We start from the raw sequence: 14,821 nt of genomic DNA, 5'->3' as shown, positions 1-14,821 counted from the left end.
CCGCCTCCTCTCCTCCGTCATCAAGCCAAAAAATGAAAAAGCCGGGCTCATCACCCGGCTTCATCATTCCTTGAGACGCAATACCTATTCAAGGAAAGTGGAAGGGTTCACCGGCGTCGCATCCTTGCGAACTTCGAAGTGAACCTGCGGACGCTTGGCGCTGCCGGTCATGCCCGATGTGGCGATGGTCTGGCCGCGCTGGACCTTCTGGCCGCGCTGCACGTCAAGATTGGCGGCGTTGCCGTAAACGGTGACCTTGCCGTCGTCATGGCGCACGAGAACCGTGTTGCCGAGCTGCTTCAGGCCGTTGCCCGCATAGATGACCACACCGTTTTCGGCGGCCTTGATCGGCGTGCCTTCCGGAACGGAGATGTTGATGCCATCGTTGCGGCTGCCTTCGACATTGTCGCCGAAATTGTTGATGACCGCGCCGCGAACCGGCCAGCGATATTTACCGATGCCCGTGGATTCCGGTGCGACGGAAGCCATGTCGGCCTTTTTCTCGATGTCGCTGACACTGGCGGTGGCCGGTGCGGCAGGCGCAGTCGGAGCCGCAGCCGGGGCCTTGTAGGGCTCAGGCTTGGCGGACGCGGTTTCAACCGGCTTGGCCGCTTCTTTGGCAGGAACGGAAGCCGTCTTGATGGCGTCCGTCGAAGCGCCCGGCATGTTGAGCGTCTGGCCGACGCGAATGTTTTCGTTGCTGAGACCGTTTGCCGCCTTGAGGGCAGCGACCGACACGCCGTTTGCGCGGGCGATCTTGGACAGGCTGTCGCCCGGCTGCACCTTGTAGCCGCCGGTGGGCGGCAGCGGCTTGCCGCCGGGCGGCGTCAGCTTGCCGGCTTCGGAAGAAACCTTGTCACGGGCGGCGGCCTGCGACGGCAGCACGGCCACGTTCCCCTCGGGGCTACGCAGCGGCGTCGGCTGGTCACCATTGCGGTTGAGCGCAATATTGCCGGCGGCATCCCTGGCGGCATTGCGGACCTGACCAAACTTCGGAATGATGATCGACTGGCCGGCCTGCGCCGAGGATGCGGTCTTCAGGCCGTTGACGCGCAGCAGTTCCTTTTCCGGAACGCCGTAACGGTTGGAGAGCGTCGCGATGTTTTCGCCGGGACGCAGGGTCACGGAGGCGGCGCCATCCGTGTGCCAGCCGTTCTTGTCGGAGCGGACCGTTGCGGTGGTCAGATTGTCGGCCGCGGGAGCGGCAGCCTGCCGGGCGGGCGTTGCAAGAGACGGTGCGGCCTTGGGCTGGGCGGACGGGAAAGGCTGGGCCATGGCTTCGCTGCGGGTCGACGGGTCGCGGCTTGCCACAGCTGTCGGCGCAGCCAACTCGGAACGCTGCACCGGAGAGGCCGAAGCCGAGCGGGCCATGGAAGGCTGAACGCCGCCATAACCACCCGATTGCGGATAGGAATTGCCCGCCATGTTCTGGTTGGCATAACCGCCCTGCGGCGCGGCGGAGGCGTAACCGCCATTCATGTCGCCCTGCGGCACCGGGGCCTGCCCGTAAGCACCGCCGCCCTGACGGGCAGGAATTGACGCCGTGGTCATCTGATCCGGTCCACTGGAAAAGAGGCCGCTGAACCGCGTTGCATCCGAGCTACAGCCCGTTGCGACGCTTGCCAGCAATGCCGCTGCGAACATTTTTGCGACTGATTTTCCGATTTTAGACGAATGTCTCATACGCATGACTCGATCTACACTGACGCCAACCCGCCGCATCGAGACCGATCCGGCACAAATTTCACTTCTTGCAAGGCCCATTTCCCGAAGTGGGGAAAACCATGCGTCGATGTTTATGATTAAAGCGCGTTAGTGTTACCACGCCGTTAAAACGTTAAGCCGCTTGGCGCTTTTTTGACACTTCGATAACCATGACGAAAACAGAATGCGTCATGTTGGAACAATAATGATATTAAAAATCAGTTGGTTGCGGAAATTCAGAACATTAGGAGACAAAGATGGAATGTCTCCAAAATTTTCACTTCGTCACAAATGACGCGCAATATGCGTGCTGAGCGGCAGGTAAGGCGCTTCGAACAGTTCTTCCTTCTCGAAGCGGCTGCCGGTCTTGGAGAAACGCGTCATCACGCAACGCTCGTCTTCGAGAATGATCGGGGCGATCATCATGCCGCCTGAAACGATCTGTTCGGCAAAGAAGCGGGGCATGGTCGTAAAGGCCGCCGTGGAGACGATTCGGTCGAAGGTACCCTCGCCCACCAGGCCGTTGCTGCCATCCGCCTGACGGATGACGACATTGCGGATGGAGAGATCATCGAGACAGTTCTGCGCTCTCTGCACCAGCGTCCTGTAACGCTCGAGCGAAAAGACGCGTTCCACCCGGCGAGCGATGATCGCCGTCATGAAACCGCTGCCCGTGCCGATTTCCAGCACACGCTGGCCAGGTTTCAGTTGCAACCGGGCAAGGATTTTCACCGCCATGTCGGCGCCTTCCATGAAGGCGCCGCAGTCGATCGGGATCGTGCGGCTGGAATAGGCATCGGCCGCAAATTGCGGCGGCACGAATTTCGAGCGCGGCGTCTGCTCGACCGCCGTCAGAAGGTCGAGATCGGAAATCCCCTCACCCCTTAAGCGGAGAACGAGAGCGGCAAAACCTTCCTTTTCGACCATAGCGGATTTCAATCGGCGACTCCGAATCCAAGTGCTTGCGCAACCCGATCCTTCACCGTGTAGTCCGTCAGGTCAAGCTTGAGCGGCGTGACGGAAATCTTGCCGTGCTTCAAAGCGTGGATATCGGTGCCTTCGCGGAAGGTGCCGAGACGCTCGCCGAAGCGCAGCCAGTAGTAAGGAAGACCGCGACCATCCTGCCGTTCCTCCACCGTCAGGCCGAAATCGAGCTTGCCCTGCCCGGTGACGGACACGCCCTGCACATCCTTGGGCGCACAATTGGGGAAATTGAGATTGAGGAAGGTGCCGTCAGGCAGATCGACATCGATGAGCTTGCGGATGAGATCGGGCGCATAGGTCTCCGCCACTTCCCACGGCACGACACGGCCTTCGGCATGGCTGAAGGCCTGGCTGAGCGCAAAGGAGCGCACGCCCTGCAACGTGCCTTCGATGGCGCCGGCAATGGTGCCGGAATAGGTCACGTCATCGGCCATGTTGGCGCCGGCATTGACGCCGGAGAGGACGAGATCGGGCTTTTCCGGCAGGACTTCGCGAATACCCATGATGACGCAGTCGGTCGGCGTGCCACGCAGCGCGAAATGCTTGTCGGAAACTTTTCGCAACCGCAGCGGTTCGGACAAGGTCAGCGAGTGCGCGAGACCGCTCTGGTCTGTCTCCGGCGCAACGATCCAGACATCGTCGGACAGCGTGCGGGCGATACGCTCCAGCACCGCCAGACCCTCGGCATGGATACCGTCGTCATTGGTCAGCAAAATCCGCATGTTTCTCTCTCCGCTTTCATGTCACAGGGGGCGAAGCATCCTCACCTCCGTCATGCCGGACCTGATCCGGCATCCAGCCGACGCGCGTCTGCGCGGCGGGAAGGACTCTTTTCAGCCCAAGGACTTGGGCTGGCTGGATGCCGGATCAAGTCCGGCATGACGGTAGTGTAGTTCTCAAGCCGCCTTCTCGATGCGCTTCAGACCGCCCATATAGGGCAGCAGCACGTCCGGAATTGTGACGGAACCGTCCTCGTTCAGATAATTTTCGAGCACCGCAATCAGGCAGCGGCCGACGGCCGTGCCGGAGCCGTTCAGCGTGTGCACGAACTTCGTCGCCTTGTCTTCCTTGCCGCGATAACGCGCATTCATGCGTCGCGCCTGGAAATCGCCACAGACCGAGCAGGACGAAATTTCGCGGTAGGTGTTCTGGCCCGGCAGCCACACTTCCAGATCGTAGGTCTTGCGGGCGCTGAAGCCCATGTCGCCGGTGCAAAGCGTCATGGTGCGGAAATGTAGGCCGAGGCGCTTCAACACCTCTTCGGCGCAGGCCGTCATGCGCTCATGTTCGGCGACCGCACTTTCCGCATCGGTAATGGAGACGAGTTCGCATTTCCAGAACTGATGCTGGCGCAGCATGCCGCGCGTGTCGCGGCCGGCCGAACCCGCTTCCGAACGGAAGGATGGCGTCAGCGCGGTAAAGCGTAGCGGCAGCTTCTCCTGATCGAGAATTTCGCCGGACACGAGGTTGGTCAGCGTCACCTCGGCCGTCGGAATCAGCCAGCGGCCATCCGTGGTCTTGAACAGGTCCTCGGAGAATTTCGGCAATTGCCCGGTGCCAAACATCGCCTCGTCGCGCACCATCAGCGGCGAGGAGACTTCCGTATAGCCATGTTCCGAGGTGTGAAGGTCGATCATGAACTGGCCGAGCGCCCGTTCCAGACGCGCCAGCTGGCTGGTTAGCACGGTAAAACGTGCGCCCGAAAGCTTGGCGGCACGCTCGAAATCCATATAGCCGAGCGCTTCGCCAATCTCGAAATGCTCCTTTGCCTCATGGTTCCAACCGGGCTTCTGACCGACGACGCGGGCGACCACATTGTCATGCTCATCCTTGCCATCGGGCACATCGTCGAAGGGCATGTTGGGCAGGCGCGAAAGCGCATCGTTCAACTCGGCGGTGACCAGACGGTCCTCCTCCTCGGCGCGCGGCATGTTGTCCTTGAGATCGGCGACTTCGGCTTTCAGCTTTTCCGCCAGCTCCATGTTCTTCTGCGCCATGGCAGCGCCGATTTCCTTGGAGGCGGCGTTGCGGCGCGATTGCATGTCCTGCAGGGACTGGATGACGGAACGGCGCTTCTCGTCCAGCGCGATCAAGCCGCTGGCGGCGGGCTCTGCGCCACGGCGTGCAAGCGCCGCATCGAAAGCTTCGGGGTTTTCGCGTATCCATTTAATGTCGTGCATCGTCGTTCCAGACCGTTGTTGCATCATCGGTGTTTTACAGCAAAACGCCGGGCATGAGCCCGGCGCGAGGAAATGTCGTGAGCGGTGAGACCTTCGAGAATATCAGGTCTCCTCCAGCTCCGTGCTTGCGGATTCTGCCGCACGTTTCCTCTCCACGAGTCGAGCCATGTAGATGGAAATCTCGTAGAGAATGATCGCCGGCAGCGCAAGACCGATCTGGGACATGGGGTCCGGCGGCGTCAGCACGGCTGCGACCACAAAGGCGAGGACAATCGCGAATTTGCGCTTTTCCCTAAGCCAGTCGCTGGTCAAAAGCCCGACGCGGGCCAGAAGCGTGGTGACGACGGGCAGCTGGAACACCAGACCGAAGGAGAGAACCAGCGTCATGATGAGGCTGAGATACTCCGACACCTTCGGCATCAGCGAAATCGCCACCTCGCCGTCTTCGGGCAATTGCTGCATGGCGAGGAAGAACCACATGACCATGGGCGTGAAGAAGAAATAGACAAGCGCCGCACCGATGAGGAAAAGGATTGGCGAAGCGATGAGGAACGGCAGGAAAGCCGCCCGCTCGTTCTTGTAGAGCCCCGGCGCCACGAATTTATATAGCTGCGAGGCGATCACCGGGAAGGAAATCACAATGGCGCCAAACATGGCGACTTTGATCTGCGTGAAGAAGAATTCCTGCGGCGCGGTATAGATCAGCGACGACTTCGCAACATCGAGCCCGGCCCAGATCACCGCCCATTTATAGGGAACGACCAGCAGGTTGAACAGATGTTTGGCAACGGCGAAACAGGCGATGAAAGCGACGAAGAACGCGCCGAGCGACCAGATCAGCCGCGTGCGCAGTTCCATGAGGTGCTCGATCAGCGGCTGCGGCTTGTCCTCGATATCCCCGCTCATGCTTCATCCTTTTTGGGCTTTGCAGCCTTGGTTTTTGCCGTTTTAGCCGGCTTGGCCTCGGCCACGGCCGCCTTGTCTGCGGAGGACTTGCTGGCAGCCGCCTTTTTGGCCACTGTATTCACGGCGGGCTTCGAAGCGGCGGGCTCACTGGTTTTCACGGTGGCGGCGGTTTCGGGCGCTGCGGCAACCTTGCTCCGGGCTGCACGTTTCGGCTTGGCGGCAACCGCTTCGGCCTCAACAGTCGCAATGGATTTCGCCCGCGCGCGCTTGGGCTTCTCCTGCGCAGCAACGGCTGCGGCAACCGGCGCAGCGGGTGCGGCAACAGCAGGCGGCGCATCCGGCAGCTTCATTTCAGGCTCAGGCACGCTGACCAGCGGCGCGACCGGCTCGCCTGTCGCCGGCGCAGGCGTGGACGAAAGACCATCCGGCGCAGCCGTCGCCTTCTGGAGATCGGACTTGATCTCGTTGCCCAGCTGGCGAAGTGGGTTCATCGCATCGCGCAGCGAATTGGTCGGGTTGAGGTTGCGGACATCGGAGATGGTTTGGCGCACATCATCCATGTCGGCCTCTTTGAGGGCCTCATCGAACTGGCTGCGGAAATCCCCCGCCATCTTGCGAAGGCTAGCCATCGTTTTGCCGAAAGCGCGGATCATGGGCGGCAAGTCTTTAGGACCGACGATCACGATCAACACGACCGCAATCACCAGAAGCTCGCTCCAGCCGATATCTAACATCAATATGCTCCCGAGACCCTAGCGCACCGGCCCAACAATCGGAATCGATTTTCGACGGGAACGATGCACAACATACAAGTGGTAGAGCGTCCTTGGTGCGTCAAAAAAAGACGCAAGGCGCTCTAGCGCCAGTCTCACACCAAGCGGCGAAAGGCCGCTTACTTGATCTCGTCAGCCTTGTGGTCGACGGTCTTCGTGTTGGCATCGGCCGGCGGCGGCGTCTGGTCTTCGTCAGCCATGCCCTTCTTGAAGCTCTTGATGCCCTTTGCGACATCGCCCATCAATTCCGGAATCTTGCCGCGTCCGAAGAGGACGAGAACAATCACCAGCACGATGAGCCAATGCCACACACTAAAAGAACCCATAACTGAAACTCCTGAATTTCGCTTTCAGACGATGTAAGACGTTTGAAAGGCTTTTTCAAACGACAAATCACCCCTTCGACAGCGAGTGCGCATAAAGTTTTCGTGGCCGCGCCGGCAGGATGTCGATATCAGTCGTCGCCATCGCCGCCGCTGGGGGCCAGCAGGCCCAGTTCCTCGAGATCCAGCTGCGTGATCGGATCCTCATCCTCGCGCAGTTCGTCACTCATGATCGGCAAAGGTACGCCGAAATTGGAAGGAATGCGGCCCGAAAGCAGCCCTGCCCCCTTCAACTCCTCGAGCCCCGGCAGATCGCGCAACTCCTCAAGACCGAAATGATCGAGAAACTCCACCGTGGTGCCGATCGTCACCGGCCGGCCGGGGGTGCGCCTGCGGCCACGGAACCTGACCCAGCCCGCCTCCATCAGCACATCTAGCGTGCCGCGCGAGGTCTGCACGCCGCGGATTTCCTCGATTTCGGCGCGTGTCACCGGCTGATGATATGCGATAATCGCCAGAACTTCCAGCGCCGCGCGCGACAGCTTCTTCGGCTCCTTTTCCTCAGCGCGGATGACGAAGGAAAGATCGCCGGCGGTGCGGAAGGCCCATTGCCCGCCCACCTGCACGAGATTGACGCCCCGCTCCGCATAAAGCACCTTGAGACGCTGCAGAATGGCGACGACATCCATGCCGCGCGGCAGGCGCTCGGCGATAAAAGCCACGGAGACCGGCTCGGACGAGGCGAAGACCAAAGCCTCGGTGATCCGCTCGGCCTCCTTCAGTTGCCGTTCGGAAAATACCGTGGGTTCGAATCCCACCCCATCTGTCACAATCATCGCCTCGCCGGTCTCTTCATCATCAGTCATTGTCGCTCCTCCCGGCACTGGCCGCGGGCTCATCCCTCGTGCCGCGGCGCATATAGATGGGCTGGAAAGCGCCCTCCTGCCGGATTTGCAGCGATCCCTCGCGCACCAGTTCCAGCGAAGCGGCAAAGGCGCTGGCGATCGCTGTCACCCGCATGGCGGGATCGGGTACATATTGCAGCAGATATTGGTCTAGCACGGTCCATTCCCCGACATCGCCGAGGAGGTTGGTCAAAAGCTCACGCGCCTCGACAAGCGACCAGACCTGCCGTTTTTCAATCGTGACCTGGGTAATCGCCTGCCGCTGCCGCAGATTGGCATAGGCGCTGAGCAGATCGTAAAGATTGGCCTCATAGGCCGAGCGGTTGATATGCGGAATATGCTCCGGCGCGCCGCGGGCGAACACATCGCGGCCGAGCTGGGCGCGGTTGACGAGACGTTCGGCCGCCTCGCGCATCGCCTCCAGACGTTTCAGCCGGAAGGCCAGCGTGGCGGCCATTTCTTCGCCCGAGGGACCGTCATCCTTGGATTGTTGCGGAATGAGGAGCTTGGACTTGAGGAAGGCGAGCCATGCCGCCATGACGAGATAATCGGCCGCAAGCTCGATGCGAACGCGCCGCGCGCTTTCCACGAATTGCAGATATTGCTCTGCAAGCGCCAGCACCGAAATGCGCGACAGATCGACCTTCTGCGTGCGGGCAAGATGCAACAGCAGATCGAGCGGGCCTTCGAAACCCGCGACATCGATGACCAGCCCGGCCTCACCCGTCAGCCGCTCCGGCGTCACATCCTGCCAGAGCTTGTCCATCGGTGTCGAATTGCGAGACTTGTCTGCGGCCATTGTTCCATCCGCCGGGCGTCCGGCCTGTCGTCCCGAGTACCGGGCCGCCGCCCGACTGTCAGGAAACGGCCCACATGGCGTTGAATTCGGCTCTCAGCTCCGCTTCGTCGGAAGGGTCCGCAACGGGGAAACCCGCTTCCACGGCCCGCACCCGCTCCAGCGAACGGCCGGAAAGAACGGGAACCTCCTTCACGACCTGAAGCATTTCACCCATCACACCGTTGCAATGCAAGACTATATCGCAGCCGCCCGCAACAATATTCGCAGCTCTTTCACCGAGCGTGCCCTTCAGCGCATTCATGGAGCTGTCGTCGGACATCAGCAGACCGTCGAAGCCGATCCGCCCGCGAATGATCTCCTCGATCACCTTCGGCGAGGTCGTCGCCGGGCGTTCACGGTCGACGGCGTTGAACACCAGATGCGCGCTCATCGCCATCAATTCGCGGTTCAGCGCCCGGAACGGCACGAAATCATGGGCGTCCAGCTCATCGAGCGGCACATCGATGACCGGCAGTTCATGATGCGAATCCACCATGCCTCGGCCATGGCCCGGCATATGTTTCATGACGGGCAGCATGCCGCCCGCCTTCAGCCCGTCGGCCGCCGCCTGCCCCATCTCGGCTACCATGGTCGGCGTGTAGCCATAGGCGCGGTTACCGATGACATTGCTGGCGCCTTCCACCGGCACGTCGAGCACCGGCAGGCAATCGACATTGATGCCGAATTTCATGAGGTCGAAGGCATGCAGGCGCGACATCAGCCAGGCGGCGCGCAGGCCCGCGCCCCGGTCGCGCTCATAGATTTCACCGAGAATGCGGGCGTTGGGATAGGCCTGCAGGATCGGCGGCTTGATACGCTGCACGCGCCCGCCCTCCTGATCGATCAGAACCGGCGCATCTGGCCTCCCGACGGCGTCGCGCATGGCGGCGACGAGATCGGTGATCTGCTGCGGCTCGCCGATATTGCGCCCGAACAGGATGAAGCCCCAGGGCTGTTCATCGCGGTAAAGGGCAATCTCGTCGGCCGTCAGCGAAAGCCCGCTGCATCCGAGGATCATAGCTTTGCAATCGGTCATGGGTGTCACGCTCGCAGGGAAAAGAGATGGAGGGTGGGTAAAAGGGGATGTGCTCTCGGAGTGCGAAAACAGTCAGGTGGACCTGCGGCCGCCATCCTCGCATAACCTCTTCGCCGTCATCCTCGGGCTTGACCCGAGGATCCACAACCCGGAGCGATGGATCCTCGGGTCAAGCCCGAGGATGACGGCGGAGCGTGAGGAAAGGCCGAGTGCCATCCAAAAGGGCTGCCTCACGCGGCAGCCCCGAGCTGTCTAAGCCAATCCGGCCTCTATCACCGTGCCACGAGGCAGCTACCGCCGGCCGAGCGGAACCTTTCGCAAAGCGCCACGGCTTCGCTCTTATCACCCGCCGGGATACGGACGCGGTAGAACGTGCCCTTGCCGGCGATTTCGGCGGCCTTGATGTCGACGCCGCGCCCACCGATGACCGAGCCGAACTTGGCCGACATGTTCTGGTAGGATTTCTGGGCTTCCGCCTGGCTCGGCAACGAGGCGATCTGGATATAGTAGCCACCGGCGGAAGGCGTGCTGGTCGCCGCCGGCGTCGCGGCTGCCGTCTGCTGCTGTACCGGAGCGTTCGTGGGGCGGACATTGCCCTGGTTGGTCACAGTCGCCACCACATTGGCTGGCTGCGAGGACGGACGCGCCGCGGGAACGGGCGCCGCCGACTGTGCTGCCGGTGTCGTGGCGGCAGGCGTGTTCGCCTGCGGCTGAGCCTGCTCCGGTGTAACCGGGACCCGCGATGCGGCGATGACGGCCGGCGCGCCCTCACCCGGCTTTGCGGTCTGCGGTGCCGCAAGCTCCTCAACCTTGTCGGCCTTCGGCGGCTGGGCGGCCGGCGATTCGACTTCCTGGGCAACCAGCGTGCCGTCAGGCTTGACGATCATGGTACGGACCTTACGCGGCGAAACGCCGGTTGCAGCCGAACCTTCATTCTGCGCAGCCTTTTCTTCCGGCGAAAGCAGGCGCGGATCTTCCGTCTCGCCAACCGGCGTGCCGACGGCTTCCATATCCGCGTCGTTTTCGCCTTCCAGCGGCAATTGTTCGGGGATCAGCGTACGCTGCACCACATCCACCGGCTGCTCGTTGCTGGAAATCAACGACGGCTGTTTCGGATCGGCAGCGCCGCCGCCGGCCACGCGGTCATAAACCGCCTTGTCCTGGTTCGGCACCACGCGACCGCCCGGATTTTCCGGAACGACCTTCATCGGATCGCTATCGGCGGAGATGATGACCGGCGCGCCATTCGAACCCGTGCTGGACGAACCGCCGGAAACAAGCGCGTAAACGCCGCCGCCAATCAGCACCAGACCGATTGCCGCGGCAACCGGCATGATCCAGCGGCGACCGCCGCGTTCATCCTCATCACGATAAGCCGCCGGATGCTCCACATAGGTATTCTCGGCGTCGCGGGATGCGTTGCCACGGGAAGCCGCAGCTTCCTGCATGGAACGACGGAAATCCTCTTCCAGCGCCCGTTCGAATTCATCGGCCTCTTCCGGAACCTGAACAGGACGCGCCTGGGCGGTGCCGCGATTTTCGCCATGTTTATGACGGTCGAGACCACCGGCGACAGCAGGCGCAAACAGGGTTGCAAGCTCGGTATCGATATCGAGATCTTCCTCGTGACGGCGCGCGGCCGGCTTGGGTTCGAAAACCCCGACCGGCAGTTCCGGCACATCCATTTCGACGATGGTTTCCGGATGTTCTTCCGTCTCGCCGATCTGCGAAGGATCGAAAGGCAGGCTTTCCAGCGTCTGCGGTGCGACTGGCTGCGGTGCTGCTGCAACAGCGGGGCGCGGCTGCACCGGAACGGCGGCCACCGGTGCGGCCACCGAAGCCGGGCGCGGCTGCGGCGCGGGCTGCTCCCTCACCGGCTGCGGCGCGACGGCAGCAACGGCAACCGGAGCGGCTGGCGGCTGGCGAACGGGCTGCGGCGCGGGGGCAGGTGCAACTTCCGCCTCGGCGATTTCAGACAAATCCAGATCCAGATCGAGATCGTCGAGCGCAAGCTCGAAATCATCATCGTTGAAGCCGGCGAAATCCGTGAAATCCAGCTCTTCAGCGGGTGCCGCAGGCGCAGCAGCGGCAATCGGCGCGGCCTTCACCGGCGCGGCGGCAACCACGGGCGGCTCCACCTTCGCAGCCTGCGCAGCGGGAACGTCCTGCACCAGCGGTGTTTCGCCACGACCGGGAATGGAATATTTCGCGACGTCGTAAATCAGCTCGTCCATCGGCGACAGATGTTTCGCTGCCGGCTTCTCGGCAACCTCAAACGCCATACGCTCTGCGGCAGGCGTGAAGGTCTCGGCGACCGAAGGCGCAAAGGACGGAGCGGCCTCCACCGCCTGAACGACGGCAGGCGCGGGAGCGACTTCGACCTGCGGCTCGATGCGGGCTGCGGCAGGCTGCTGCTCGGAGCGTGGCTCAACCCGCCTCGGATCGACAGCCGAAACATCCCGGCGCGCGCCGAAATTGGCGAGCGGCAGCCGCAGGCTGGAAAATTCCAGCGAGGACCGGCCGCCATGCGACGGCGGACGCACGGAAACCGGTGCGGGCGGCTCCTCGGCGACAGCTATTTCCACCTCGTCGGCGAGATCGAAAGCCTGCGGCTCCGGCGCATAAGAATGACCATCGGCGTGAATGTTGCTCGAAACATCGGCGGGAAGCTCCGGCATCGCATGCCATTCGGTCGCGGTGGGTTCTGCTGCCTGTGGCTCTTCCCACGCAGCCTGCTCGGCGACGGGCTGGTAAACCATCGACTCGGCGGGACGCGACTGGCGCGAATGCACATCGAAAACTTCCGCGACCGCGGAGGCGTCGTCGCGGAAATCCGCACGAATATCCTGCTCGGTCGTTTCGACGTAGTTGTGAATATAGGCCTGATCGACTTCCGGAAGCGGCTCTTCCATCACCTCCGGTGCGGATGCGGCAACAGGCGCGGGTTCATCCGCCGGCGCAAGCTCGGGCTCGCGGCGGGCGAAAACCTGCTCGACACGCTGCATGAAATCGTTGGGATGGATGCCTGTGCGAACATCGTTTGCCGGATCAAGAACGACCGGATCGGCATGTGGCGCATCGTAGACTTCGAACTCCCGCAGAAGCTCGTCCTCGAGGTTGAATTCCGGTTCGCGGCGGGTCGCCGGCGAAGCAGCGCGCGGCGCAGCCTCGGAACCCGCATGCGAAGGACGATCTTCGAAGCCGACGATACGCGCCAGTTCTGCCAGAGGATCGTTGTCAGCGAACCCTTCGGACCGGGCGTCCCGGTTATACGCGACTTTTTTTTCGACCATTACGTGTTCCACCATCTACGCATTGCAGCTCTTGCCAGCGTATTGTGAGCAAATAATGGTGATATGTTATCGCATTTCGGCAGGTGCGTCCGCTCCTAAAAGCGTGAGGCCGGACCTCAAAACATTTGCGACAGCATTCACCAGCCCAAGTCTGGCAATGCTCAATTCTCGGTTTTTATCGTTAATAAAACGTAATTCCGGCTGGTCTTTGCCCTTGTTCCAGTGTCCATGGAAGGAACTGGCGAGGTCATAGAGATAAAAAGCAAGCCGGTGCGGCTCGTGCGAAAGAGCCGCCGATTCGATCAGGCGCGGATATTCAGCGAGCTTTGCAACCAGCTGCAACTCGTTGATATCGCTAATCAAAGCGACAGAGGCCGCCATCTCCTCAGCCGAAGGAGAAAGCCCCGGAAACGCTTCCTGCGCCTGCCGGAAGATCGACTGTGAGCGGGCGTGCGCATATTGCACGTAAAAGACCGGATTATCCTTCGATTGTTCGGTCACTTTCGCGAAATCGAAGTCAAGCGGCTCGGAATTCTTCCGATAAAGCATCATGAATCGCACCGGATCGCGACCCACTTCGTCGACAACATCGCGCAGCGTGACGAAGTCGCCGGAGCGCTTCGACATTTTCACCGGCTCACCATCGCGGAACAGCTTGACGAGCTGGCACAGAAGCACCGTCAGTTTCGACTTGCCTTCGGAGACGGCGCGCGCGACCGCTTCCAGCCGCTTCACGTAGCCGCCGTGGTCGGCGCCGAGCACATAGATCATCTCGGAGAAACCACGGTCGAACTTGTTCTTGAAATAGGCGACGTCAGCGGCGAAATAGGTGTAGGAACCGTCCGATTTCATCAACGCGCGGTCCATGTCGTCACCCACCTCGGTGGAGCGGAACAGCGTCTGTTCGCGGTCTTCCCAGTCCTCCGGCAATTCGCCCTTCGGTGGCGGCAGAGTGCCCTTGTAGACATGGCCCTTGAAGGTGAGGTCGTTGATGGCCGAAAGGATCGGACCGCCATTGCCCTCATGCAGCGTGCGCTCCGAGAAGAACACGTCGTGCCGGACGTTGAGCAGCGCCAGATCCTCGCGGATCATCGCCATCATCGCGTCGATCGCCTTGTCCTTGACGATAGGCATCCACTTTTCTTCGGGCATGGCGCGCAGCTTGATGCCATATTCATCCGCCAGTGCCTGGCCCACCGGAACGAGATAGTCGCCGGGATAAAGGCCGGACGGAATGGTGCCGATATCTTCACCGAGCGCCTCGCGGTAACGCAGGAACACCGAACGGGCCAGCACATCAATCTGCGAGCCGGCATCGTTGATGTAATATTCCTTGGTAACACCGTAGCCTGCGAATGCCAGCAAGTTCGCCAGCGTGTCGCCCACAACGGCGCCACGGCAATGGCCGACATGCATCGGGCCTGTCGGATTGGCGGAAACATATTCGACATTGATCTTCTGGCCGGCGCCGATGGTGGAGCGGCCAAAATCGATGCCCTGGTCGATCATGTCTGCCAGCAGACGCTGCCAGTAACCGACCGAGACCTTGAGATTGATGAAGCCCGGACCCGCGACATTGACGCTGTCGACATCGCTATCCGCCTGAAGCGCGGGCACGATGAGTTCAGCAAGCGCGCGCGGATTGGTGCCGAGCGGCTTCGCCAGCACCATGGCGGCATTGGTTGCAACATCGCCGTGGCTGAGATCGCGCGGGGATTCGACGGTAATTCGACTGAAATCGACCTTTTCGCGGTTCTCTTTCACGAGATCGAGGGTCTCGAGCGCGTTTTTGATCCTGGTATCGAAATCAGCAAAAATGTTCATCGTTCCAACCTGCGCGAAGGGCTTCTGTTTATGTCCGGCCATCATAACCGGGTCG

At 61.5% G+C, this 14,821-nt stretch carries 12 protein-coding genes; all 12 read right to left on the bottom strand.

Annotated elements, in window-relative coordinates:
* Positions 1 to 84 precede the first annotated feature (84 nt).
* Positions 85 to 1,644 (bottom strand): peptidoglycan DD-metalloendopeptidase family protein, encoded by a 1,560-nt coding sequence (locus AGR1_RS05280; RefSeq protein WP_187772046.1) that lies wholly within the window; start codon positions 1,642 to 1,644, stop codon positions 85 to 87.
* Between the two features lie 345 nt (positions 1,645 to 1,989).
* The gene (locus AGR1_RS05275; RefSeq protein WP_162854284.1) at positions 1,990 to 2,643 is read right to left on the bottom strand and encodes a protein-L-isoaspartate(D-aspartate) O-methyltransferase; all 654 of its coding nucleotides are present in this window, start codon (positions 2,641 to 2,643) and stop codon (positions 1,990 to 1,992) included.
* Positions 2,640 to 3,410, bottom strand: a complete 771-nt coding sequence (gene surE, locus AGR1_RS05270; protein WP_003509717.1) for a 5'/3'-nucleotidase SurE — start codon at positions 3,408 to 3,410, stop codon at positions 2,640 to 2,642. The genes AGR1_RS05275 and surE overlap by 4 nt, the downstream gene beginning before the upstream one ends.
* Before the next feature lie 174 nt (positions 3,411 to 3,584).
* Entirely contained in the window at positions 3,585 to 4,868 is a 1,284-nt protein-coding gene (gene serS, locus AGR1_RS05265; protein ID WP_080790604.1) for a serine--tRNA ligase, read from the bottom strand.
* Between the two features lie 102 nt (positions 4,869 to 4,970).
* Entirely contained in the window at positions 4,971 to 5,774 is an 804-nt protein-coding gene (gene tatC, locus AGR1_RS05260; protein WP_080790602.1) for a twin-arginine translocase subunit TatC, read from the bottom strand.
* Positions 5,771 to 6,508: a Sec-independent protein translocase protein TatB gene (gene tatB, locus AGR1_RS05255; RefSeq protein ID WP_080790600.1), complete on the bottom strand. Its 738-nt coding sequence runs from the start codon at positions 6,506 to 6,508 to the stop codon at positions 5,771 to 5,773. The genes tatC and tatB overlap by 4 nt, the downstream gene beginning before the upstream one ends.
* Before the next feature lie 158 nt (positions 6,509 to 6,666).
* A complete protein-coding gene (locus AGR1_RS05250) occupies positions 6,667 to 6,873 on the bottom strand; it encodes a twin-arginine translocase TatA/TatE family subunit (RefSeq protein ID WP_003509722.1) in 207 nt (68 codons plus the stop codon).
* Between the two features lie 128 nt (positions 6,874 to 7,001).
* Positions 7,002 to 7,736 (bottom strand): SMC-Scp complex subunit ScpB, encoded by a 735-nt coding sequence (scpB, locus tag AGR1_RS05245; RefSeq protein ID WP_149146362.1) that lies wholly within the window; start codon positions 7,734 to 7,736, stop codon positions 7,002 to 7,004.
* A complete protein-coding gene (locus AGR1_RS05240) occupies positions 7,729 to 8,574 on the bottom strand; it encodes a ScpA family protein (protein ID WP_080790594.1) in 846 nt (281 codons plus the stop codon). The genes scpB and AGR1_RS05240 overlap by 8 nt, the downstream gene beginning before the upstream one ends.
* 58 nt (positions 8,575 to 8,632) lie before the next feature.
* A complete protein-coding gene (gene nagZ / locus AGR1_RS05235; protein ID WP_149146361.1) occupies positions 8,633 to 9,649 on the bottom strand; it encodes a beta-N-acetylhexosaminidase in 1,017 nt (338 codons plus the stop codon).
* 272 nt (positions 9,650 to 9,921) lie between these two features.
* Positions 9,922 to 12,942 (bottom strand): SPOR domain-containing protein, encoded by a 3,021-nt coding sequence (locus AGR1_RS05230; protein ID WP_149146360.1) that lies wholly within the window; start codon positions 12,940 to 12,942, stop codon positions 9,922 to 9,924.
* Positions 12,943 to 13,008: 66 nt separating this feature from the next.
* The gene (gene argS / locus AGR1_RS05225; protein ID WP_080792900.1) at positions 13,009 to 14,766 is read right to left on the bottom strand and encodes an arginine--tRNA ligase; all 1,758 of its coding nucleotides are present in this window, start codon (positions 14,764 to 14,766) and stop codon (positions 13,009 to 13,011) included.
* Between the last annotated feature and the right edge of the window lie 55 nt (positions 14,767 to 14,821).

The organism is Agrobacterium sp. B1(2019) (genome assembly GCF_008274755.1).
Lineage (GTDB): Bacteria > Pseudomonadota > Alphaproteobacteria > Rhizobiales > Rhizobiaceae > Agrobacterium > Agrobacterium salinitolerans.
The sequence above is the reverse complement of the archived record's forward strand: the minus strand, read 5'-3'. Positions and strand labels throughout refer to the sequence as shown.

What these genes read in the sequence shown, in the direction of transcription:
- AGR1_RS05280 (WP_187772046.1), bottom strand. Translation starts at nt 1,644, where the DNA reads ATGTTCGCAGCGGCATTGCTGGCAAGCGTCGCAACGGGCTGTAGCTCG.
- surE (WP_003509717.1), bottom strand. Translation starts at nt 3,410, where the DNA reads ATGCGGATTTTGCTGACCAATGACGACGGTATCCATGCCGAGGGTCTG.
- serS (WP_080790604.1), bottom strand. Translation starts at nt 4,868, where the DNA reads ATGCACGACATTAAATGGATACGCGAAAACCCCGAAGCTTTCGATGCG.
- tatC (WP_080790602.1), bottom strand. Translation starts at nt 5,774, where the DNA reads ATGAGCGGGGATATCGAGGACAAGCCGCAGCCGCTGATCGAGCACCTC.
- tatB (WP_080790600.1), bottom strand. Translation starts at nt 6,508, where the DNA reads ATGTTAGATATCGGCTGGAGCGAGCTTCTGGTGATTGCGGTCGTGTTG.
- AGR1_RS05250 (WP_003509722.1), bottom strand. Translation starts at nt 6,873, where the DNA reads ATGGGTTCTTTTAGTGTGTGGCATTGGCTCATCGTGCTGGTGATTGTT.
- scpB (WP_149146362.1), bottom strand. Translation starts at nt 7,736, where the DNA reads ATGACTGATGATGAAGAGACCGGCGAGGCGATGATTGTGACAGATGGG.
- AGR1_RS05240 (WP_080790594.1), bottom strand. Translation starts at nt 8,574, where the DNA reads ATGGCCGCAGACAAGTCTCGCAATTCGACACCGATGGACAAGCTCTGG.
- nagZ (WP_149146361.1), bottom strand. Translation starts at nt 9,649, where the DNA reads ATGACCGATTGCAAAGCTATGATCCTCGGATGCAGCGGGCTTTCGCTG.
- AGR1_RS05230 (WP_149146360.1), bottom strand. Translation starts at nt 12,942, where the DNA reads ATGGTCGAAAAAAAAGTCGCGTATAACCGGGACGCCCGGTCCGAAGGG.
- argS (WP_080792900.1), bottom strand. Translation starts at nt 14,766, where the DNA reads ATGAACATTTTTGCTGATTTCGATACCAGGATCAAAAACGCGCTCGAG.